General features: G+C 60.6%; 22 protein-coding genes. 2 read left to right on the top strand and 20 right to left on the bottom strand.

Features of this window, described 5'->3' with window-relative positions:
• From LJE91_10745 to LJE91_10760, 4 genes are all read right to left on the bottom strand, one after another.
• Window positions 1-395 (bottom strand): IS4/IS5 family transposase (locus LJE91_10745; GenBank protein ID MCG6869170.1); only part of this gene is annotated, 395 nt, incomplete at its 3' end.
• Window positions 396-552: 157 nt separating this feature from the next.
• Complete coding sequence (locus LJE91_10750) at window positions 553-936, bottom strand: GFA family protein (protein ID MCG6869171.1); 384 nt, start codon at window positions 934-936, stop codon at window positions 553-555.
• Between the two features lie 231 nt (window positions 937-1,167).
• Window positions 1,168-2,112 (bottom strand): threonine/serine dehydratase, encoded by a 945-nt coding sequence (locus LJE91_10755; protein MCG6869172.1) that lies wholly within the window; start codon window positions 2,110-2,112, stop codon window positions 1,168-1,170.
• A gap of 107 nt (window positions 2,113-2,219) precedes the next feature.
• On the bottom strand, window positions 2,220-2,549 hold the full coding sequence (locus LJE91_10760; protein ID MCG6869173.1) for a hypothetical protein: 330 nt from the start codon (window positions 2,547-2,549) through the stop codon (window positions 2,220-2,222).
• Window positions 2,550-2,698: 149 nt separating this feature from the next.
• Here LJE91_10760 and LJE91_10765 point away from each other — a divergent pair, with 149 nt between their 5' ends.
• The gene (locus tag LJE91_10765; GenBank protein ID MCG6869174.1) at window positions 2,699-3,370 is read left to right on the top strand and encodes a Fe2+-dependent dioxygenase; all 672 of its coding nucleotides are present in this window, start codon (window positions 2,699-2,701) and stop codon (window positions 3,368-3,370) included.
• Window positions 3,371-3,925: 555 nt separating this feature from the next.
• On the opposite strand, the gene LJE91_10770 is transcribed toward LJE91_10765, so the two are convergent.
• From LJE91_10770 to dsrA, 16 genes are all read right to left on the bottom strand, one after another.
• Window positions 3,926-4,600 (bottom strand): response regulator, encoded by a 675-nt coding sequence (locus tag LJE91_10770; protein MCG6869175.1) that lies wholly within the window; start codon window positions 4,598-4,600, stop codon window positions 3,926-3,928.
• Window positions 4,572-6,239, bottom strand: coding sequence for a GAF domain-containing protein (locus LJE91_10775; protein ID MCG6869176.1), 1,668 nt, complete (start codon window positions 6,237-6,239; stop codon window positions 4,572-4,574). Before LJE91_10775 ends, LJE91_10770 begins: the two co-directional genes overlap by 29 nt.
• An 87-nt stretch (window positions 6,240-6,326) precedes the next feature.
• Window positions 6,327-6,644 carry an iron-sulfur cluster assembly accessory protein gene (locus LJE91_10780; protein MCG6869177.1) on the bottom strand — a complete coding sequence of 106 codons (318 nt, stop codon included), beginning with the start codon at window positions 6,642-6,644 and terminating at the stop codon, window positions 6,327-6,329.
• 52 nt (window positions 6,645-6,696) lie between these two features.
• On the bottom strand, window positions 6,697-8,097 hold the full coding sequence (gene cobB / locus LJE91_10785; protein MCG6869178.1) for a hydrogenobyrinic acid a,c-diamide synthase (glutamine-hydrolyzing): 1,401 nt from the start codon (window positions 8,095-8,097) through the stop codon (window positions 6,697-6,699).
• A 190-nt stretch (window positions 8,098-8,287) separates the two neighbouring features.
• Window positions 8,288-9,496, bottom strand: a complete 1,209-nt coding sequence (gene nrfD / locus LJE91_10790) for a polysulfide reductase NrfD (protein ID MCG6869179.1) — start codon at window positions 9,494-9,496, stop codon at window positions 8,288-8,290.
• Window positions 9,497-9,554: 58 nt separating this feature from the next.
• Complete coding sequence (locus tag LJE91_10795; protein MCG6869180.1) at window positions 9,555-10,319, bottom strand: 4Fe-4S dicluster domain-containing protein; 765 nt, start codon at window positions 10,317-10,319, stop codon at window positions 9,555-9,557.
• A gap of 97 nt (window positions 10,320-10,416) precedes the next feature.
• Complete coding sequence (locus LJE91_10800; protein MCG6869181.1) at window positions 10,417-10,818, bottom strand: Hdr-like menaquinol oxidoreductase cytochrome c subunit; 402 nt, start codon at window positions 10,816-10,818, stop codon at window positions 10,417-10,419.
• A 14-nt stretch (window positions 10,819-10,832) separates the two neighbouring features.
• Complete coding sequence (locus LJE91_10805) at window positions 10,833-12,788, bottom strand: NAD(P)-binding protein (GenBank protein ID MCG6869182.1); 1,956 nt, start codon at window positions 12,786-12,788, stop codon at window positions 10,833-10,835.
• A 41-nt stretch (window positions 12,789-12,829) separates the two neighbouring features.
• Entirely contained in the window at window positions 12,830-14,377 is a 1,548-nt protein-coding gene (locus LJE91_10810; GenBank protein ID MCG6869183.1) for a (Fe-S)-binding protein, read from the bottom strand.
• A gap of 55 nt (window positions 14,378-14,432) precedes the next feature.
• Entirely contained in the window at window positions 14,433-15,173 is a 741-nt protein-coding gene (locus LJE91_10815; GenBank protein ID MCG6869184.1) for a respiratory nitrate reductase subunit gamma, read from the bottom strand.
• A gap of 97 nt (window positions 15,174-15,270) precedes the next feature.
• The gene (locus LJE91_10820) at window positions 15,271-15,603 is read right to left on the bottom strand and encodes a TusE/DsrC/DsvC family sulfur relay protein (GenBank protein ID MCG6869185.1); all 333 of its coding nucleotides are present in this window, start codon (window positions 15,601-15,603) and stop codon (window positions 15,271-15,273) included.
• Window positions 15,604-15,646: 43 nt separating this feature from the next.
• A complete protein-coding gene (gene tusB / locus LJE91_10825) occupies window positions 15,647-15,955 on the bottom strand; it encodes a sulfurtransferase complex subunit TusB (protein ID MCG6869186.1) in 309 nt (102 codons plus the stop codon).
• An 11-nt stretch (window positions 15,956-15,966) separates the two neighbouring features.
• A complete protein-coding gene (gene tusC, locus LJE91_10830; GenBank protein MCG6869187.1) occupies window positions 15,967-16,377 on the bottom strand; it encodes a sulfurtransferase complex subunit TusC in 411 nt (136 codons plus the stop codon).
• A gap of 13 nt (window positions 16,378-16,390) precedes the next feature.
• Window positions 16,391-16,783 carry a sulfurtransferase complex subunit TusD gene (gene tusD, locus LJE91_10835; protein MCG6869188.1) on the bottom strand — a complete coding sequence of 131 codons (393 nt, stop codon included), beginning with the start codon at window positions 16,781-16,783 and terminating at the stop codon, window positions 16,391-16,393.
• A 21-nt stretch (window positions 16,784-16,804) separates the two neighbouring features.
• Entirely contained in the window at window positions 16,805-17,875 is a 1,071-nt protein-coding gene (dsrB, locus tag LJE91_10840) for a dissimilatory-type sulfite reductase subunit beta (protein ID MCG6869189.1), read from the bottom strand.
• A gap of 99 nt (window positions 17,876-17,974) precedes the next feature.
• Window positions 17,975-19,240 (bottom strand): dissimilatory-type sulfite reductase subunit alpha, encoded by a 1,266-nt coding sequence (dsrA, locus tag LJE91_10845; protein ID MCG6869190.1) that lies wholly within the window; start codon window positions 19,238-19,240, stop codon window positions 17,975-17,977.
• A 352-nt stretch (window positions 19,241-19,592) separates the two neighbouring features.
• On the opposite strand from dsrA, the gene LJE91_10850 reads away from it, so the two are divergent.
• Window positions 19,593-20,546: a TauD/TfdA family dioxygenase gene (locus LJE91_10850; protein MCG6869191.1), complete on the top strand. Its 954-nt coding sequence runs from the start codon at window positions 19,593-19,595 to the stop codon at window positions 20,544-20,546.
• Window positions 20,547-20,554 lie beyond the last annotated feature (8 nt).

Genomic DNA, 20,554 nt, shown 5'->3' on the forward strand with positions numbered 1-20,554 from the left:
ACCTCCAGTCGATGTTCCGTCGCTTCGATGCAGTTGCCATCGAGTACCTTGATTCGATACCCCGGCAACCAGGACTCACGAACCGCGCCTAGTGCCTCAATGATGTCAGCCTTCTCGCTCGCCGTGTCACGGACCAACGCCGCCGAGGTCTTTGCCTCTATGCCATTGAGCTTGTTGTAAACAGAGGCTATCGAGACCCCAATCTGCTCACCGCTCTCCTGATAGGCGGCATGCACCGAAGGAAACGTCTTGAAGATGACCGGGTTCATCAGCTCGAAAACCGCGGAGAACAACAGTTCTCGGGTATATTGCTCTACGGCTGTGCGCTCGAACCACGCATTGAGTTTCTCTGTACTGAGCACCCGCTCCAGGAGCACCTGGACCATGACCGGCACCGGACTCTTTTCCATAAACCGCTGTAGAATCGTGCTAAACGCCGCTACCTCCAACCTGACAGTAAGTAGGACTTCCCAGTCCTATTCTCCCGAGCGGAGATGGGCTTGACTGGGTGTTCAGATGGTGATCGCCGCGCGGAAGAGATCAGATGAATACCTATTCTTCCTTGCTGAGATGTGACAGTTCGCGCGCATGCAGCTCCCAGTTCTGGCCGTCGAACGGTTCGATACGGATGGTCTTTGGTTGTGGGTCGAGGCATCGAACGTTCACGTCGTAGCCGTCAGGATTCGACCGTGGAATGTAGAACGACTTGATTCCACAGACCTTGCAGAACAGGTGCTTCGCTTCTCCTGTGTCGAAGGTGTACGTGGTGAGGGCATCGTCGCCGCTCAGCAGCCTGAATCTGGATTTCGGTACGATGAGATGCAGGTATCCCGACTTCGAGCAGATCGAGCAGTTGCACTTCTGACACTCGACTGCCTCGGGGGCCTCCACCGCGTACTGGACAGCCCCGCAATGACAGCTACCCCGGTAGATCATCGGCGCCTCCCATTGATATACCCGTCACGGACAGGTTTCCCCGGCACACACGCCCTTTTCGTCCCGTAGCGGCGTTGCGATTCCTTGCAATAGAGCGGCTATTACGCGTCATCGCGCCTTGCCACGAAACGAATATGACACACACTTTCTCGTGAAAATCTGTCCGCGACGGGCATATTCACGTGAATTCGACCCGCTCGACTATTCTTCGCCGCCTCTGAAGGATGGGCGTCACCAGGGTAGGTTGTCCAGGTCCACGTTACCGCCGGACAGCACGATACCGACTGCCCTGCCCCGCAGATCCAGCGCACCACTGGTCAGCGACGCCAATGGCACGGCCGAGGACGGTTCGACGATCAGTTTGGTGCACTCCCAGATCAGCCGCATCGCGCGCACGATATCGTCCTCGGAAACGGTGACGATATCCTCCACTTCGGAGCGGATGATCCGAAACGGCAGTTCGCCCAGGGAGGTCAGAAGTCCGTCCGCGATGGAGTCGGCATCGGTTGGAGGCTGACGCACTCCGGTCCGAACAGAACGCGCCGCATCGTCCACCCGCTCCGGCTCGACGCCGATGACGGAAATACGTCCCGAGCAGTACCGCGCCGCCAGCGCGGAGCCGGACAACAGGCCGCCCCCGCCCACCGGCGCCAGTACCGCATCGAGGCCCTCGACCTGCTCGCACAACTCCAGGACGGCCGTACCTTGACCCGCGATGACATCGGGGTCGTCATGGGGGTGGACCACCACGGCTCCCGTGCGCGAGACCAGATCATCCAGCGCCTGCTCGCGTGCCGTCTGCCCGGCACCGCAGGGGACGATCGACGCCCCGTAACGTTCCGCGGCGGCACGTTTCACCCGGGAGGCGGTGTCCGGGACCACGACCGTGGCCCGGATACCACGCCACGCGGCCGCCTGAGCGAGTGCCGCAGCATGGTTTCCGGAGGAATGCGCCGCCACGCCCCTTGCCGCGTCCCGGCCGTCGAGAGAGAAGACAGCATTACACGCGCCGCGGATCTTGAACGATCCCGTCTTCTGCAGGTTCTCGCACTTGAAGTGGAGCCGAGCACTGGTCAGCGCGTCGAGCCCAGCGCAGGTCACGACCGGGGTGTGGTGTACCCTGGCGCGGATGCGGGTCAGCGCCCGCTCGACGTCGACAGGTTGGACGTCACTCACGTTCCTGATCGAACGCGATCCCTGACACCGGCACTGAGGATGGCCGGATCATCCGCATTGCGGTGGTGTCTCAACAATGGACCGTTTCACCCAGAATCCATCGCAGGTCAAGTGATCCCCATGATCAGTTCAGTCTGGTTGATGTCGCCTTCGGTATCGATGTCCAGTCCCTCTATCCCGGGCAGCCTGTTGAGGATATACGCTGCCATCATGGCGGCAATCCTTTCGTTGCCGTTCTCGATGGCGGTAAGCATCTTGTCCGCGACGATCCGGCAGCGCTGTTCGATATCCGGCCGGTCCACCCACTTGCGGCTCATCTGCCAACCACGGTCCATGTCCTCGTCCATCTTGCGGAACAGGTCTTCCGCGCCCGAGATCATGTCCGCGGGAATGTCCATCGGGTAGGTATCCTCGTTGATCGTAACCTTGAGCATCATGCCGCGACTTCTCCACTGACCATCAAACCAAATTGCAATTATAACCCTGCCGGAGATTCGCAATGACACACTGCACGAGACCGGGAGACCCCCGCCTCCGGGGAGGGAACGGGATAGGGCTCACAGGCCGATTTCGGTAGAATGTCCCGATGCTGACGAGAATCCCCGGCGTCCTGGGCAAACGCGACCTCGAGGCGGTGAGATCGATGATCTCCGGCGCGCGCTTCGTCGACGGCAAGCTGTCCGCCGGTATGGCGGCGCAGCGGGTCAAGCACAACACCGAGCTGGCCGCCGGCGAATCCCGGATCGAGACGCTCAACGCCCTGGTCATGGGGGCGCTGGTTCGCCACCCCCTGTATCAGCACGCCACCCTGCCACAACGGATCGCGACACCGTTCTATGCGCGATACACGAACGGGCAATCCTACGGTGACCATGTCGACGACCCCGTCATGGGAACGGAGCACCGCTACCGGTCGGACGTGTCCATCACCATCTTCCTCAGCGAACCGGAGGGCTATGTTGGGGGCGAGCTGATGATCGAGACCTCGTTCGGAACCCAGGCGGTGAAATATCCGGCCGGGGACGCCGTGCTCTACCCTTCTTCCAGCCGGCACCGCGTCGCCGAGGTCACCGAGGGCGAACGCCTCGTCGCGGTCACCTGGGCGCAGAGCCTGGTGCGCGATGCCGCCCGGCGAGAACTGCTCTTCGAGCTGGGGCAGGCCCGCGACCGTCTGCTCGCCAAGGCGCCGGACGCCGCGGAAACGAAACACGTCGACAAGTCCTACGTCAATCTGCTGCGCATGTGGGCCGAGGTATAGCATACCCACCGGGACGGTATCCCGGGCAGGACGGGTTACTTTTCCTATGCGGACGGACGCCGGTCCGGGCGAATCTGCTCGGGCCGCAGCTTAGGCGATTTCTGTCAAATGACATACCATCCAGCTTGTCTTTTCGTCCGTCCTCTGTGTTGCGACAACACTGACATAGTTTGACTATGCGCCTGTTGTCGCGCCTTGATGACGAACGGAAATCCGGCGCAATCTGGTATGCCATTTTCCGGCAATCGCCTTAGCGGTGAAGTCATCGTCGGCGTCGACGAGAGGTAGCTCGTAGTTGTCGCCGCATCGAATTCGTGGGGTTCCCTTACGTCCAGCAGCAGAGGGTTGTGTCCTTCCTTGAGACGCTCGTCGAGATCCCGGGGCATCAGCTCGACGACGGCAGGGAAGCATTCCGCAATTAGATCGATAAATCGTTTTATTGGTAACTGTTCGTGCCAGGTTGCGTTGGATCCGTGATTGCACACGGAAATAGCGATGCGGCGTGTTCTTCACCGCACACCAATCCAGTCACGCGGCGCATGTTTCAGGCCGAAGTCATCCCGATTCGCCCCCGAACTCCCGACCGGCCCTGAGGCCGTGTTCCACCGCGATCACGGCGGCCTCCACCCGCGAGTGGATCCCCAGTTTCCTCAGAATCGCCTTGACGTGGAGTTTGACGGTGCCGTCGGAGATGCCGAGATTGCGGGCGATCACCTTGTTGCTCTGACCCTCGGCGAGCAGCCCCAGAATCTCCGTCTCGCGAGGTGTCAAATCGTCCAGCGGGCTCGATTCGGGCGCCGGCGGCGGCGTGTCCCCCTGGACGACGCGGGCCAGCACGTGGGTCAGCGTGGGCGCAACGACGGTCTTGCCGGCCACGATGTCCCGCAGGGCCACGACGAGATCGTCCGGCTCCATGTCCTTGAGCAGGTAACCGCGGGCACCATTACGCAGCGCCTCGATGAGGTCCCGTTCGTCGCTGCTCGTGGTCAACATGACCACGGGCGGATCGAAAGCGTCTTCCTTGAGCTTGCGCAAAATCCCGAGACCGTCGATCGTCGGCATGCGCATATCCAGGAGCACGACGTCGGGTTTGAGCGAATGCGCCAGTTGAAGACCCTCATTCCCGTCGCCCAGGGATCCGACCACTTCGATCCCCCGGCGGGTCAGCAGCCCCTGCAATCCCTCACGGAACAGGGTGTGATCATCGATTACCAGTACGCGCAGTCCCATTCTCGGTCTTTCTCCGTGGAAACAGCTCTATCCGGTCCGCAGGCGCATCGCCATGACTGAAGCTGAGCACGACCCTGACCCCCTCACCGGGTTCACTTTCGATCTGCAGTGTACCCCCGATCTTTCTTGCACGGTCCTCCATGATGCTCAGGCCTACGTGCTCCCCAGTTTTCTCGCGTCTTGCCAGTTCCTGCATACCCACGCCGTCGTCCTCGACGAGCACCGTATAGTTGCCCGCCTTGTCGCCACGCATCATGACGCGCACCGTATTCGCCTGGCCGTGTTTCCTCACATTGGCCAGCGCCTCCTGAACCACGCGCAGCACCTGGATCTCGACTTCGGCCGGCAACGGCCTGTCGGGCCATTCCTTCTGCAGGAAGAGGTGGACGTCGGGACACTCGCTGCGAAAACGGTCCACGGTCTGCTCGATCGAGGGGATCAGTCCGCGTTTGTCGATCGGCGCCCTGAAATGGGCGATCAACTCGCGCAGTTCCGTGTTGGCCTCCTCGATACTGGTCTCGATCCGCTCCAACTGCTGCCAGATGATGGCCTCGTCTCCCTGATGCAGGGTCTCGTCGAACACGCGGATCTGAAAGCGGACGCTGGTCAGCGTCTGCGCCAGGGAATCGTGCAGCTCGTGCGCGATCCGGGTCCGCTCTTCCATGATCGACAGCCGGTTCGCTTCCTCGTCTAGACGGGCCTTGTCGATCGCCATCCCGAGGTGCCTGCCGATGCTGGTCAGCAGTTCGCTCATGTCCGATTTCAGAAACGCATCACGCTCGGCAACATAGAGGTTGTACACGCCGAGCGTCTGACCCCGGTACTGCAGCGGTACTACGAACATGGAGTGGCGGTCATCGTCGAAAAACGGCCGCCCGACGCGCCGGTCGCATGGTGCCATGTCGTTCTGAACCATGACGCCGTCTTTCACGACTGCCTTACCGCAGAGGCAATTCTGTGCCGGCAAGACCCGCTCTCGTTCAACGATTTCGTCGTCCAGGCCGACGCTCGCCACCATGCGCATCTGTCCGTCGCGGGTCAGCAGGCGTACCGCGCCTGCCCGGGCGTCCACCGCCTCGGTCAGGGTCGACAGGCAACGGAAAAGCAGGTCGTCGAGATCGCGTGCGACATTGATGCTCGCCGCGATGTCGTACAGTATGGTCAGCGAGCGCGTCTTGCGATTCGTGTGCTCGGTGTAGGTCTGGAGCTGCAATTCGGTGTCCTTCGACAGCGACTGCAGCATCTCTCCCAGTGAATTCAGGTCGTGTGCCAACTCCCGGAATTCCCGGGAGCCGCGTTCGGGGAGTCGCGAACCCAGCGCGCCACCGCGCATGCGGAACACCCACTCCTTCAATTCGAGCAGTGGTGAAATGTAGTGCCTTGCCAACAACCAGGCACTGACCAGGACGGCCACCAATCCACCAGCCCCCGCCAGCAGGGTCACCAACCCGGTTGTTCCCCTCTGGTAGGAGATCACGAGCGCCAGCAGGACGAGCACGACTCCGCCGAAGAGGCAGGTCAATACCCCCAAGCAGACATGGGAAAACCGGCGCACGTCACCGAGAACGGTGCGTGAGGGGGCTTCCGCAGTCTCTGTCTGCCGGTCTTCGGTGGGGGGTTCGTGTGGAGACACGGTCATTGCAGGGACCTATCGACGCGGATCTGGATCCACCACCGGTGTATCCAGGGATACCGCTTGCGCACCGTGAGGCAAACGAGCGGCCGCTCACTCGGTCCCGGGCTGAACGTAACTCGGGTCGTTGGGGTTCATGAAAATGAACTCGAACCGCCCGGTCTCCAGTTCCACGTAGTCGATAACCGTACCATTCAGCAGCGCGAGGCACGATTGGGGAACCGTAATCTCGATGCCTTCGGAGTGAAACCGGAAATCGTCTTCCGCGCCGACGTCGTCAAAGCCCATGGCATAGCGAAAACTGTCGTCATCACTACGACTCACGGCCACACGCAGGGCCATGTTCTCCATTTTCGACTGTACCGCGGCTTCCTTGATCTGCCTCGCCGCGTCATGCGTAACGGTTATCATCTGTCTAGCTGAATATTGCCTCTATCGGTAATCCACGAATACGCGTGGCCGTTCACCCGGAAGCGACCGCACCTGTGCGCTTCACACGGCGGATGAAGGCCAGGAACCGCCCGGTCCAGGGATGGCGCGCCGTATTCCTCAAATGAGCGTAACACGCGAGCACATTCCGGTAAACGATGCCATCCATTCCCCCGCGGATCCCCTTGCCGCGAACCATGCGGTAGACGAACCGCGTTTCCGCGGGCAGCCCTTCGAGCGATGAGTAGTGGAACTCGTGCGCATGGATCAATCGATCGCCCCGCGCGCCTGGGTCCACTGGCCAGGGACCCGAACCCGTTTCCTGCAGTTGAATGTAGCCCCGGCCCTGCGGCCGGTCATGCATGATGGTATCCGCGGGAATCGCGCCGACCATCGCGCGCGTTTCGCCGCGCCACGTGATGCCGCGCGAGAGGTACATCAGCCCGCCACACTCGGCGTAGACAGGTAGCCCTGCCTCGATTGCCTCGCGGACGGATTGCCGCATGGCGGTGTTCGCTTCCAGTCTGTCCATCAGCGTCTCTGGAAAGCCGCCTCCGATGAACAGTCCGTCGATACCGGGCAGTTTATCATCCCGCAACATGTCGACGGGGACGAGTTCGGCGCCGCCACGCGACAGGGCCTCGAGGTCCTCCTGGTAATAAAATCCGAAGGCCGCATCCCGGGCGATGCCGATGCGCAGGTCCGTCGACGCCCTTGCCGGCGACAAAGTCGGCGCTACCCTCGGTAATGCGGGCGCCCGGCCCGCGATTTGACGGATCGCATCGAGATCGACCTGTTCGGCAACGATTTGCGCGATCGACGCGATCCTGGTTTCCGCGCCTTCATCCTCGTTACTGGGCATGAGACCCAGGTGGCGCTCCGTCAGATCGAGTCCTGCATCTCTCCTGACCGCTCCCAGAACCGGGACATCGGTATATTGCTCCATGACGGCCCGCATCTTCGACTCGTGCCGGTCGCCACCCACCTGGTTGAGGATGACACCTGCGATGTGCACCTCCGGATCGAATCCCTGATACCCCAGGACCAGCGGAGCGAGACCACGGATGGTTCCGCGCGTATCGAGCACGAGCACCACCGGGGATTCGAGCAGTTTGGCCAGCGCGGCGTTGCTGTTCGTCCCCTTCACATCCAGGCCGTCGTAGAGACCCTTGTTCCCTTCGGTGATCACGATATCCGCGTCCCGGCCATACCCGGCCACGGCGCCGAGGATCTCCGCATCACTCGATGTAAAGAAATCCAGGTTGCGGCAGGGCCGGCCGCTCGCCAGCGCAAGCCACATCGGATCGATATAGTCCGGTCCCTTCTTGTAGGTCTGCACGGTCAGGCCGCGGTCGCGAAGGGCCCGGGTCAGGCCAATGGTGAACAGGGTCTTCCCTGAGGACTTGTGAGCGGCAGAGATGAACAGATGCGGCATGGCAACACCGGGGAACGTCGGAGATGCGAGGATCGACGCTGCTGGGTCACGGCGAACTCGTTTGGGTCGGTCCCTCGCTCGGGCCAGGGAGTGACGGGACCGCGACGAACGCAGCGCGTCCTTCAGGAAGTAGTCTCGGTCTACCGGCGAGACCGGCGCCTGGGCGCCCCGGCCGGGAGAGGCCGGGGACTCAGGTCGATTCCGCGGAAGCCGTCTCTGGGTCTTCCAGGGATTCGGGCAGAAACGCGAGCACCTTGATTGCCAGTACGACGATGGCCAGCGACATGGCGACACCGCCGATGCCCAGCAGCACCTCCCACAGGCTGGGCGCGTAATGCGCGACGACGCCGTCGTAGAATGAACTCTCCACTTCCATGCCCGGAAAAAGCGGCATCGGGAACGCCTGCCCACCGATGATGATTACGTAGATCTGTGCAAGCCCGCCGACGATCACCAGGCCGGCGCCGACCGCGGCCGCGGTCACGGATTCCCGAAACTGCGGAAGGTAGAAAAGAACCAGCGGCGCGATGCTCCCGAGCAGGACCTGTACCCACCAGAACAACTGGGTGTAAATCCCGCCGTTCAACAGAAAGAACGCCTCGACCGCATGGCGTTCGGTGAAATAGAGGTTCGTCAGGTGATACACGACGACGAAATAGAGGACGGACGCAACGAATACCCCGAGCAGGTTCTTCAACCGGAAAACGATCTCCGTTCCCAGCGGGCGCTCGGCCCAGCGGTAGGACGCAAGCAGCACCAGGAGAAAGATCGCCAGACCGAACGAAAAGGACATGATGATGAACATCGGGGCGAACAGGGCCGAATCGAAGGTGTCACGCGCCACCAGGAATCCGAAGATGGAGCCGGTACCGGTCGTGAGCGCCAGGCGCCAGATGAAAGCTGTGAATCCCGCCGCCTTGCCGTAGCGATTCATCTTTCGCTCCATCATCATCCAGAGATACACCGCGACGACGGCGATGAAGCCGGTATACAGGAAGATGTTCCAGGCGAAGATCGACTTGAAGTTGTAGTAGGTCATGGCGACGATCAGGCGATCGGGCCTGCCGAGGTCGAGTACCAGGATCGCGAGCCCCCCCACGAGCAGCGCGATCGAGAGCAGCGCGGACAGGCGAGACAGCGGCTTGTAGGCAGGATTTCCGAAGACCGATGCAATGGAGGCCACGTTGAGCGCCCCCGAGGCGGCGACGATCAGGAACACGGCGAATACATGCGGGGTGCCCCACACGATCTGGTTGCTCATCCCGGTCACCCAATGACCCTCGGTTTCCATGTGGTGAGCGGCACCCAGCCCCACCAGTATCAGCAAGCCGAGCAGGCCGAGCAGCGCGTAGTACCCCACCGAGCTTCCGTCGATCGTCGAATAGTGTGGCATTTTCATCTAGCTTTCCCGCGTACCGGCCGCGGCCCCGGGGGCGTGGCCGGAAAAATCCTTAGGTTCAGATACCCTGATATCTCACACCGGTGTTCAGCCTGAGGTCGGCGCGAATCTGGGTGACATCCCGCTCCCGCATCCGGCGCGAAATCTCGCTGTCAGGATCGTACAGATCGCCGAACAGGATGGCCTGGTGGCCCGCCCTGTCACAGGCCTCCGCACAAGCCGTGGTATTGTCTCCACGGTCCACCCTGTGAACACACATTGTGCAGGACTCGACCGTACCCTTGCCGCGCGGTGCGTACGTCTTCTGGTCATGAATTGTCTCGTGGACGAACGAACGCGCCTTGTAGGGGCATGCCATCATGCAATATCGGCAGCCAATGCAGATATGCTTGTCCACCAGGACGATGCCGTCCGCCCGGCGAAACGAGGCGCCGGTCGGGCACACGTCCACGCACGGCGGGTGCTCGCAGTGCTGGCACATCATCGGAAGCGTCACCACGCGACCCGTCCGCTTGTCCTTCGCGGTAAGCGTTCTGATCCACTGGGCATCGGTCGTCGGCCTGCCGAATCCTTCCAGATTGTGCTCTTTGTCACATGCCGTCACACAGGCATCGCAACCGTCACTACAATTCTCGGTGTCGACCAACAGACCCCAGCGTACCTTGTCTGTCACGGGTTGATCGGCCGGGCGGGCGGCCTCGGCAACCGTCTGAAGGATCAGTCCGGGAACCGCCGCCGCTGCGGCCAGCGAAGAGACGAATCTCCTTCTCGCGGCATCCGCCAGGTCGTCGTTCGCACGACCCGGTATATTCTCGGTTGTCATTTCTCAGCAATCCCCGGTTCGATTCCATTAAATCCGCCCGGCCGGCGGAGGGTAAGTACCCTCTGTCCGGGCCGGTTCGCCGCCTGACGAGCAGCCATCATTCAGCCTCCGGCTCGTCGTTGTGACACTGGAAGCAATCGATATCGACCGCGGCATAGGTATGGCAGCTCGAGCAGAAATGCGCCTCGCTGCCGTATTCCGGATAACCGCCACCCTCTATCGGGTTGACGTGACAGCCGATGCATTCCTTCAGGCTGTACTTCTTCGTGCGGATGCCCTGGTGCATGGTCTCATCGCGCTGATGAAGGAGGAACTCCATGTGGTTGCGGCGCATGACCTCCGTATCCTCGACGCATTGCGTCCCCTTCTCCGCGGGAACCGCCGGCACATCGGGCAACGGCACCCGTCCTCCGGCGCTCGCCAGGAGAGGAAGCAGACACAGCAGAGCAAGCAATACCGCCCCGGCGGCGAGTCTCGTTCGAACAACTGACGCTCTCATCGATAACCTTCCCGTCAGTGTCCCAGGGCCATGTCGATGTATCCGGTAGGGCACACGTCCGAGCAGATGTGGCAGCCGATGCAGCGATCGTAATCCGTATCGACGTAGCGTCCGATAGTGCTCTTGTCCTTCTTGACGCGAAAGACGGCGTCCTGCGGACAGAACACGACACAGTTATCGCACTCGAAACACATGCCGCAACTCATGCAACGTCCGGACTCTTCGACCGCCTGCTCCGTCGACAATCCGATGACGCGTTCCTGGAAGTGTCCCAGCACCTGTTCCGAATCCGGAACCGCCTCTTCCCTCAGCAATCGGGGTGTGTACTCGAAGTGAGCCAGGAACATGTGGTCGGTCGTAATGATCTCCGCCATGGACCGGTCCTCGTAGTTGTGCACGGCCCAGTTTCCGACCGCGGTGCCTCGCTGCTCCTCGACATCGCCGGCATCGAATTTCTCCGGCTCCAGGTGCGTCTCCTTCAGTTTCTGCAGCAGGTTGAAGTGGTGCACGTCGACCTTGGGGCGCTTGCCCGGGGCCTCCTGGCGCAGGTAGTGATCGATGCTCTCGGTCGCAATCGATGCCTGCCCGATCGCGGTGGTGAGCAGATGGGGGCGAACGATGTCGCCGGCAACGAAATGGCCCGGCTTGTTGGGCATCGCGTAGAACTTGTCCGAGTCCATGAGGCCACGACCATTGTCCAGCTCTTCGAGCCCGGTGAGGTCGCCGGACTGGCCGATGGCGGAGACGATCAGGTCGCACTCGAGTTCGAACTCGGTCCCCTCTATGGCGACGGGCCTGCCGTCCTCCATTTTGCACTTGGCCATGCGCAGCATGGTGGCCCGGCCCTCGTCGTTCAGCACCACCTCGGTGGGCATGACACCGTCCAGAATGGTGACGCCTTCGCGCATCGCGTCCTCCACCTCGTGGTCCGCGGCGGTCATCTCGCTGCGTGTGAACAGGGAGGTCAGTGTGGCCTCCGCTCCGGTACGGGAAGCGGCATAGGCGGCGTCGTGCGCCACGTAACCACCGATGACCTGTTCGGGCCGCTCTTCCTCTGAGAGTTCGATTCTGCCGATCCGTCGAGCAACCGAGACGACGTCGATGGAGGTGTCGCCGCCGCCTACGCAGACGATCTTGCCGGTCGTGGCCTGCAGGGAGCCCTTGTTGAAGGCCTCGAGAAACGCCACACCAGACACGCAGTTGGGCGCATCGGAACCCGGAACGGGCAGCGAACGTCCGGACTGGCAGCCAATGGACCAGAGGATCGCGTCGAAATCTTTCTCGAGTTCCTCGATGGAAACGTCACGCCCGACGCGGGTGTTCAGTCGCGCCTCGATCCCGCCCATATCCAGTATCCGCTTCAGCTCGTGGTCCAGCACCTCGCGAGGGGTCCGGTAACCGGGGATGCCATAACGGAACATGCCGCCGAGCTCTTCGTGATCGTCGAAAACCACGCTGGAATGGCCCCGCCGGCGAAGCTGGTACGCCGCCGCCATTCCCGCGGGACCGCCCCCGATGATCGCGACCTTCTTGCCGGTGAGCGGGGCGCTGTTGTCGAACGCAAAGCCTTCGCGGAACGCGCTGTCACCGATGAACTGCTCGACGGCATTGATACCGACGAAATCCTCGACGTTGTTGCGATTGCAACCGTCCTGGCAGGGCGCCGGGCAGACACGTCCCATCATTGAGGGGAAGGGATTGGCGTCAGTGGAGCGACGGAAGGCATACTCCTCCATGCTGACGCCTTCGGGCGGTGTCTCGATGCCCCTGACGATCTGCAGCCAGCCGCGAATATCCTCACCGGACGGGCAGCTTCCCTGACAGGGAGGCGTACGATGCACATAGGTCGGACACTTGTGCGAGGTATCCTCATTGAATATGTCATCGGCGAGGGAGCCCCAGCGATGGTCCCCTTCCTTGAACTTTCTGAAGGTTAGTTTTTGACTCATGTCTTCTGGTGAAGTCGCCATTTTGGTTCTCCTTCGAGATAAATCTGCTTACTTTGAATTGATCAGCTTTCCGCAGCGTCTTCGGAGCCGGCTGCCGGTTCGTCGTTGGTTTCACCTTCGTCCTCGCCCGGTGTCAGAACGATGGCCTGGCTGACAAGCTGGTGAACGCTCACGATCTGGTCCATGGTGAATCCGTAATAGGGCAGGACCTTGGCGAACTGGCTCTTGCATATCGCGCAGATTGCCGCCATGTGCGTCACGCCGTATTCCTCGACTACCTGCTTGAGCCCTTCCATTCTGGGAAGCGCGCCCTTGACGCGGATCTCCATCAGGTCGTCTGTCAACAGACCCCCGCCGCCCCCGCAGCAATACGTTCCTTCCTTAATTCCCCAATCGGGCATGTCATGGAAATTGTTGCAGGCTGCCTTGATGATCGCGCGGGGAATCTCGAACTGCCCGCCGGGCTTGTCTCCCATTCGCGAGGCACGGGCGACGTTACATGAGTCGTGGAACGTCAGCACCATGTGGTCGTTCTCGGACTTGTCTAACTTCAGCTTGCCCTTCTGAATGAGATCGTAGGTGTACTCGCAGATATGCTGCGGAATTGGGTAGTCAGGATCCAGAAAATCGAATGGCCCGGCGAGGGTATTCAGGAAGCTGTACGCGACGCGCCAGGCGTGGCCGCACTCCCCGAACACGATGCGCTTGACGCCCAGGTCCAGCGCCGCCTCCCGGATTCTCAAGGAGACGTTTCTCATGTTCTCGTAGCTGCCGATGAACATGCCGAAGTTGGCCGCCTCGGAAGCATGTGAGCTGATGGTCCAGGACGCGCCGGCCTCGTGAAAGACCTTGCCGTAACCGATCAGACCGTCCACGTGAGGCTCGGCGAAGAAATCCGCCGACGGGGTCACCAGGAGAATATCGGCCCCTTTGACGTCGAGCGGGAAGAGCACCTTGACGCCCGTGTCCTCGTAGACCTCTTCCTCGAGGCCTTCGAGCGTGTCCGCCAGAGCCGGCTCGGGCAGGCCGAGGTTGTTGCCGATCTTGAAGACCTTGCCGATGATCTCGTTGCAGTACTTCTGCCCAACACCCACGGCGTCCATGACCTCGCGCGCCGCCATTGAGATCTCGGCCGTATCGATCCCGTAGGGGCAGTAGACCGAACAGCGTCGACACTGCGAACACTGATGAAAGTAGCTGTACCAGTCGTCCAGCACTTCCCGCGTCATGTCTTTGGCGCCGACCAGCTTCGGAAAGTACTTCCCGGCCAGGGTGTAGTAGCGACGGTAGACCTGACGGAACAGGTCCTGCCGGGCCACCGGCATGTTCTTCGGGTCCGTCGTACCCAGATAATAATGGCACTTGTCGGTGCAGGCACCACATTTGACGCACGAATCCAGGAACACCTGCAGCGAGCGGTACTTCCCCTTCAACTCCCCCATCTTATCGATGGCGATCTGCTCCCAGTCGTCCACCAGTTCACCGGGGAAGCCCAGCTGCTCCTGGAACTGTTCCTTGGCGATGAACGGCTTGCTGTGCGCCATCACACCTTCTTTCAGGTGTGGGATGACGGGATATTCCTTTAGCTCTGGTACTTCAAAGTCGGCCATTTTCTGTTTCCCGATATGGTTGCTCTTCTTCGCGATCCGCCTGCCGCCGACCGGCTCATTTGCTCCTGTCGGCCTCGAGCTTCAGGGCCCAATCGGCGACATGCCGCTTTTCGCGGGGATTGTCCACCTGGTTCCGTGTCGGGCTGAAGAACACACCGGGGGCATGCAGCAGCTTGCTGAACGGAAAGATGATCATCAGCAGGGCGACCAGCGTGATGTGGAGCAGCAAAAGCGGCTGGGTCGGGATAACCTGCCAGTCGAACCGCATCAGACCCAGAAAGAAGGCCTTGACCCCGACGATGTCGGTGTGGGAAACAAACGTCATCGAGGCACCGCTCGCACCGATGGCAAGCAGCAACGCCAACATCAGATGGTCCGAAGGCGCAGAGATGTATTTGACCCTGTCGACCAGCACTCTTCTCGCCCAGAGCCCGCCCAGGCCGGCCAGCATCGCGAACGCCGCATACTTGCCGAACGGCTGAACCAGGCTGACCCAGGACCAGACCGGGTCCTGGAAATATCTGAAATGACGGAGCAGGATGACGAACAACGCTGCGTGAAACATCCAGCCGAAGAGCCAGATCCACTTGTTGGACTTGAACAGGCTCTCGAATATGGTCACTTCCTTCAGCATCCGCAAGGCCACGCCGCTTCGGGTGACCGGGGCAGGAGTCGTCGGGATCTTGAGCGGCGAAGGGGTCCGTGCGTACAACCAGATGCGATAGCCTACGCCCCCCACCAGGACAGCGAAGGCGAAGTAGAACAGCAACGCGTAAACCACGGTCAGAAACGTCATGTTTCTGTTCTCTCCTTGAAACCTACTGAAATACCGCCGGGCCGGGGCGAACCCTGGGTCGCGCTACCCGGCGCCGGACGCCTTCCGGCTAGAGCCCTCAGACGCAACCCGTGGGCTTCGGCAGTCCGGCATACTTACAGGCCTGCTTGGCGGGACCATAGGGGAACAGCTCGTAGAGGTACTTGCTGTTGCCCTTATCCTTACCGAGCTTCTTGCCGATGGCCTTGGTGAGGACACGAACCGCCGGGGCGATCTGATACTCCTCGTAGTACTCACGCAGGAAGTTGATTACTTCCCAGTGGTTGTCCGACAATTCCGCGCCGTCGGCACCCGCCATGGCATTGGCGAGATCGGGGTTCCAGTCGTTCAGGTTGGCCAGATAGCCCTCCTCGTCGGTTTCGTATGTCGTGCCATTTACTTCAAGAGACATGTCGTTTTCTCCTAATATGATTGCTGATCAGCGTTGTGAAAAACTAAAGCCAGGACTGTACGTTGTCGTGCGATCCGGCCAGATCAACGAAGCCGGGATAGTCCGTAACCGTTATCCCTTCGATGATACGTTCCTCGCTCAGTCCGCGCGCACGCAGGTCCGAACCGAGAACGTAGACCGATACATTCCCCATGGCCTGCGACACCTTGTCCGATATCGTGGTCCCCTTCAAAGCCCCGTAGACGCCGTCTTCGAACAACAGAATGCTGCTACCCTCGAGCGCGTGGTCGATACAGGAATCCAGTGAGTTCTTCTCAAAAGGTGATTTGTTAACCGTATGCAACATCGCCATGTCAATCCTCCCTAGAAACTCAACAGGACTTCTTGTTCGTCCATCAGCTGGGCCAACTCCTCCCGGCTGACGAGCCGAATGGAGTCCTTCTCCGCCCAGTCCTCGTCCTCGTCCTCGTACTTGAGGTCCTGGAGATCATCGAGCGTCAGCCCCCGTTCCTCCAGCGACTCCTTCTCGATGTAGATCTTGTTGACGTCGTAGTCCCCGAGCGCACTGTAGGTAGGAGAGAAGTTTTTCATTCCCGCGTCCTTGGTGTCCTGCCCGGTGGTCAACTGGAATACACCGTCGTCGACGAACGCCAGACTGACATCCTGGTCGAATGCCGCGCCGATCAGGACGACTTCCAGCGATTCAAGCGCATAGATGGTTCCGTAGGGCGCCTTGCGATTGACGTACATGAACTTCTTGATGACTTCTGACATCGGTCTCTCCCGCTCAATCGCCGAACACAATCAGTCTATCCGACTGGACACCGGCCTCTATCAACTGGCCCAGTCCGGAGATCCTGAACTTCGGAGCGATGTTGTTCGCGTCCTTGCCGTTGCGGTTGGCCTCGCTCTCGTCCAATACCCCCCGCCTCTGGGCCGCGGCGACGCAGACCACGAGATCGAGGTTGTATTTCTCGCCCAGCGCTTCCCAGAGTTCGGTGATGTTCCTGTCGTCCTGGGGCGGTACGCCCAGACGCGAGCCGTTGTACACCCCGTCGTGATAGAAGAACACCCTGAAGATTTCATGCCCCTTTTCCAGCGCAGCCTTGGTGAACTGGTACGCCGAATCCGAGGACTGATGGTTGTAGGGGCCTTCGTTGACTTGAATTCCGAATTTCACGTTCTCGCTCTCACCGTTTGACTAGAAACGAATATGCGCCGAGGCGTTGAGGGTCTTGCGCGCGCCACGCCAGTTGTCAATGTGATATTTGGTGAACGGCAACCCGACCTTCTCGAAGAATCGCGGCCAGCCGATACGCTCGATCCAGTCGTTGATGCGCTCCCAGTCGTTCGCGTCTTCCTTATAGGTCTTCAGGATGCGCTTGACCACCGAGGCCACTTCCGGCCAGCGAGGTGGATTGTTGGGGATGCCGGCCGCCACGAGCTTCTGGAAGGTCGGCTTGCTCCTGGCGTTGGAATGGTTACCACCGACCCAGATGGCGAGCTTGCTATGCTCCGCGTCGTTGATCTGCATCGGGGGGCAGGGAGGATAGCAAGCGCCGCAGCAGATGCACTTCTTCTCGTCGACCTCGAGCGAGGGCTTGCCGTTGACCAGCGCCGGGCGAATGGCGGCGACCGGGCAGCGCGCAACGACCGATGGCCGCTCGCACACGTTGGCGACGAGGTCGTGGTTGATCTTCGGCGGCTTGGTGTGCTGCACGTTGATGGCGATATCGCCCTGGCCACCGCAGTTGATCTGGCAGCAGGACGTCGTGATGTGCACGCGGTTCGGCATGTTCCACGCCCTGAACTCGTCGATGAGCTCGTCCATCAGGGCCTTGACGACGCCGGACGCGTCGGTGCCGGGAATGTCGCAATGCAACCAGCCCTGGGTGTGCGAGATCATGGTGACGGAGTTCTTGGTGCCACCGACGATGAATCCCTCGTCCTCGACCGCCTTGACCAGCGGCTCGACCTTGGACTCATCATCCACCATGTATTCGAGGTTGCTTCGCAGGGTGAAGCGAATGTACCCATCGGCGTACTTGTCACCGATCTCGCAGAGCTTTCGAAGCGTGAAAACATCGAGGATGCGTTGCGTGCCGACGCGAACGGTCCAGACCTTGTCGCCGTTGTGCGCTACGTGCAGCAGGACTCCGGGGCGTGGGTCCTCGTGATAGGCCCAGTTGCCGTAGTTCTTGCGCATGATCGGATGCATGTACTGAAAACCGTCGGGACAACCCGACTCGATGGGTTCACGATGTTGTTGCATCTGTGCCATTTAAATCTTCTCCAAAAATTTCAGGCGTGAGAATTGTTCTGTTTATCCATCGACGCGGAACGATCCCGTCCCGCGCCGACTTGAGGACCGTCAGCCCGCCGCCGCCTGTTTCTCTTCAGCCTTACGCTTAAACCACTTTTCGGCTTCCTCGTCCCAGTCGTCCATCCGGACATAGGAACTGGACCTCGGCTCGTTGACCATGTTCGGGTCCACATCCACGCCGATACCCTCGAGGAAATTGGCCAGTCCGATACGCTCGATCATTTCACCGCAGCGCTCGTGCTCGAGTCCGTTCTCGGCCCAGAAATCGATGATTTCCTCGCCCATTTCGACCAAGCTTTCGTAATCCTCTTCCGTGTCGAGCTTCTTGAACGGCACGATGACAGTACCCATCAGATCGCCGATCTTCAGCGTGCGCTTGCCGCCGACACAGATGGTGACGCCCTTGTCGTCTCCCGGGGACAGGGCCTTGGGCATCACGTTGAGGCAGTGCATGCAGCGCACGCAGTCGCGGTTGTTGACGTCCAGCGTGTCGTCGTCCTTGAGCGCGAGTGCGTTGGTCGGGCAGCGCGACACCACGTTGTCGAGAATGTACTGGCGTCCCTTCTTGGCGACGTAGGCCTTGACCTGCTCTTGATCGACCTTCATGTCGTCGCGCCAGGTGCCGATCACGGCGAAGTCGGAACGCTCGATGGCGTTCTGGCAGTCGTTTCCGCAGCCGGAGACCTTGAATTTGAACTTGTACGGCAGGGCCGGGCGATGCACGTCATCGGTGAAGTTGTTCAGCAGAGAGCGATGCACCTTCATCTCGTCGACGCAGGACTGCTCGCAACGTGCGGCACCGACGCAAGACATGCCGGTCCTGACGCAAGGTCCGGCGCCACCGAGATCAAATCCGTATCCGTTGATCTCATCGAAGAAATGCTGGGTGTTCTCGGTTGTCGCACCGATAAACATGATATTGCCGGTCTGTCCATGGAAGGTGACGAGCCCGGAGCCCCATTTCTCCCAGCTTTCTCCCAACTGACGCAGCATGTCGGTGGTGTAGTAGTTGCCTGGAGGCGGCTGAACGCGCAGGGTGTGGAACTCCCTCGACTTGGGAAACGCATCTCCAACCTCTGAAAAACGGGGGATGATGCCACTGCCGTAGCCGAAGACGGAGACGGTACCGCCCTTCCAATAGCCCTTGCGCGTCTCGTACGAATGCTCGAGCTGCCCAAGAAGATCATTGGCCACACCGTTGATTCGCTCGTCGGGATGCTTGTCCCTCAGGCGCTTGAACCCCGAGATGAAGCTGGGCCAGGGACCATTCTCCAGCTCGTCGAGCATGGGCGTGTCATGATGCATTTTCGACATAAGTTGTCTCCTCTGAATTCACAATTCTGCGTTGCCAGTTGTTCCGGGGTTGGATCTGTGAGGAATCCGGGGTGTTATTTTCTAAAAAACCAATTGGTTGTGAAATTCTATTGTGCGCTGTTGAACGCCGGATCCTTCGGCCGCCAACAGGGGAACAAAGTCTAGGTGTTCCCTGTACCGAATGACACCCTCCGTATGGGGGGCGGCATGGCATGGGGTTTATCCCCATCGGGGTATAGCCCCATAAACATCGCTTATCTAAAGCTCCACGCTCCCTGGCGCGTAGATTATACTGGCGCGGAACCCGCCACGCATTTCGATGGCAAAGTTGTAGAGCCTCCTGTATCGACCCATGACACCCTCAGCCTCCCCAAGACGAGAACACGCGCCCCCGAAGTCGGCCCGCAACCCGTTCGCACCTGACCACAGGGCAGCCTACCTGTCCTGGCGCGACGACAGACTGGAACGCTGCCCGAAGGATGTTTCCGATCTGGTGGTGCCGATCGGTAACGCACTGGCGCCGACAACCGGCGAACGACAACGCATCGCCAGCCTCTGCGGCAGGGCCAACATGGCGGTCTATCAGCTCGACCCCGAATCCGAGGCAGGCGGGGAGGTCATTCTGTCGCTGGCGCGCGCCTTCGGGTTTCGCCGATTCGACCGCAACCTGCACGCGGATGAGGCCGCGGTCAGCGCGCTCGAGGTCAGGGGAAAACAATGGGCCGGTGAGTATATCCCGTACACGGACCGCCGTCTGCGGTGGCATACGGATGGCTACTACAACGAAGACCGGGTCGCCATACGGGGATTCCTCCTGCACTGCTCACGGCCGGCGAATGCCGGCGGGGAGAACGGACTTCTCGACCCGGAGATCGCCTACATCCTGCTCAGGGACGAAAATCCGGATTACATCCGCGCGCTGATGGCGCCGGACGCCTTTACCATTCCTGCTAATACCCGTGGCGAGACCGAGATACGGGCAGCCTATACCGGCCCGGTGTTCTCGATCCGTCCGAACGACGGCAGCCTGCTGATGCGCTACACGGAAAGACAGCGTTACGTACACTGGAAACAGGACACCACAACCCTTGCTGCCGTCAGGTATCTGGCGGAAATCCTCTCAAGTGATATACCTTACATATTCAGATACAGACTGTCGCCGGGGCAGGGTCTGGTGTGCAACAACGTACTTCACTACCGTACCGCGTTCACTGACGCGCCCGGCAGCGAGGCGTCTCGACTGATGCTGCGGGTCCGTTCCTACGAGCGGGTCCGGGCACCTGGCGGACGCCAGGAGACGGGATAAGGACACCG

It is taken from the genome of Gammaproteobacteria bacterium (assembly GCA_022340215.1).
GTDB lineage: Bacteria > Pseudomonadota > Gammaproteobacteria > JAJDOJ01 > JAJDOJ01 > JAJDOJ01.

Bases quoted from the DNA above. Each gene is read 5' to 3' on its own strand.
- LJE91_10750 (MCG6869171.1), bottom strand. From the start codon at position 936: ATGATCTACCGGGGTAGCTGTCATTGCGGGGCTGTCCAGTACGCGGTG.
- LJE91_10760 (MCG6869173.1), bottom strand. From the start codon at position 2,549: ATGATGCTCAAGGTTACGATCAACGAGGATACCTACCCGATGGACATT.
- LJE91_10765 (MCG6869174.1), top strand. From the start codon at position 2,699: ATGCTGACGAGAATCCCCGGCGTCCTGGGCAAACGCGACCTCGAGGCG.
- LJE91_10770 (MCG6869175.1), bottom strand. From the start codon at position 4,600: ATGGGACTGCGCGTACTGGTAATCGATGATCACACCCTGTTCCGTGAG.
- LJE91_10775 (MCG6869176.1), bottom strand. From the start codon at position 6,239: ATGACCGTGTCTCCACACGAACCCCCCACCGAAGACCGGCAGACAGAG.
- LJE91_10780 (MCG6869177.1), bottom strand. From the start codon at position 6,644: ATGATAACCGTTACGCATGACGCGGCGAGGCAGATCAAGGAAGCCGCG.
- cobB (MCG6869178.1), bottom strand. From the start codon at position 8,097: ATGCCGCATCTGTTCATCTCTGCCGCTCACAAGTCCTCAGGGAAGACC.
- nrfD (MCG6869179.1), bottom strand. From the start codon at position 9,496: ATGAAAATGCCACACTATTCGACGATCGACGGAAGCTCGGTGGGGTAC.
- LJE91_10795 (MCG6869180.1), bottom strand. From the start codon at position 10,319: ATGACAACCGAGAATATACCGGGTCGTGCGAACGACGACCTGGCGGAT.
- LJE91_10800 (MCG6869181.1), bottom strand. From the start codon at position 10,818: ATGAGAGCGTCAGTTGTTCGAACGAGACTCGCCGCCGGGGCGGTATTG.
- LJE91_10805 (MCG6869182.1), bottom strand. From the start codon at position 12,788: ATGGCGACTTCACCAGAAGACATGAGTCAAAAACTAACCTTCAGAAAG.
- LJE91_10810 (MCG6869183.1), bottom strand. From the start codon at position 14,377: ATGGCCGACTTTGAAGTACCAGAGCTAAAGGAATATCCCGTCATCCCA.
- LJE91_10815 (MCG6869184.1), bottom strand. From the start codon at position 15,173: ATGACGTTTCTGACCGTGGTTTACGCGTTGCTGTTCTACTTCGCCTTC.
- LJE91_10820 (MCG6869185.1), bottom strand. From the start codon at position 15,603: ATGTCTCTTGAAGTAAATGGCACGACATACGAAACCGACGAGGAGGGC.
- tusB (MCG6869186.1), bottom strand. From the start codon at position 15,955: ATGGCGATGTTGCATACGGTTAACAAATCACCTTTTGAGAAGAACTCA.
- tusC (MCG6869187.1), bottom strand. From the start codon at position 16,377: ATGTCAGAAGTCATCAAGAAGTTCATGTACGTCAATCGCAAGGCGCCC.
- dsrB (MCG6869189.1), bottom strand. From the start codon at position 17,875: ATGCAACAACATCGTGAACCCATCGAGTCGGGTTGTCCCGACGGTTTT.
- dsrA (MCG6869190.1), bottom strand. From the start codon at position 19,240: ATGTCGAAAATGCATCATGACACGCCCATGCTCGACGAGCTGGAGAAT.
- LJE91_10850 (MCG6869191.1), top strand. From the start codon at position 19,593: ATGACACCCTCAGCCTCCCCAAGACGAGAACACGCGCCCCCGAAGTCG.